Source organism: Vibrio sp. 2130-1, assembly GCF_033339515.1.
In genome coordinates this window covers 1-543 of record NZ_JAWOUT010000630.1, presented here as the reverse complement: position 1 = coordinate 543, position 543 = coordinate 1, and the positions used below count along the sequence as shown (strand labels likewise).

Genomic DNA, 543 nt, shown 5'->3' with positions numbered 1-543 from the left:
CGGTGTTTATGACGTGGCGAAAGCAATCACTTTAGGCGATCAGACTTTTGGCGTGGTAGAAATGGGTGTTCACGTCGAGCATGTTCATCAAATGCTTTCGTTTGCGACTCATGCGAGTTTGGTGATTGCCTTTGTCGAAATGTCGCTGGTGGCGCTGTTTTCATTTGCGCTAGGCAGCTACTTGATGAAGCGTCTGGATCTTCTCCGCACTGGGGTAATCAAGGTTTCACAGCAAGGGCCGGGTTCGCAAATTTCTATTTCAGGCAATGACGAAGTCACGCGCGTTGGAGAGGCGTTTAACCAAATGTCACGCTCTTTAGCGCAAGCGCAAAATAAACTTCAGCAAGAACATCAGACCCAGCAGCAGTTATCCGCCAAAATATCGCAGCTTGCCGAGGTGGCGGAACACGCTCGCGATACCATCATCATTACGCATCCTGACGGCACGATTGCTTGGGTAAACTCTGCGTTTGAGCAGTTAACCGAATATTCGTTAGAGGAAGTGGTTGGCAAATCACCGGGCGAACTGCTGCAAGGTGAAGA

Annotated in this window: 1 protein-coding gene; it reads left to right on the top strand. The window is 49.7% G+C overall.

Annotated elements, in window-relative coordinates; genetic code table 11:
- Positions 1-543: PAS domain-containing protein (locus tag R7Q09_RS27805; protein WP_318144168.1), on the top strand; the 543-nt coding region annotated here is incomplete at both ends.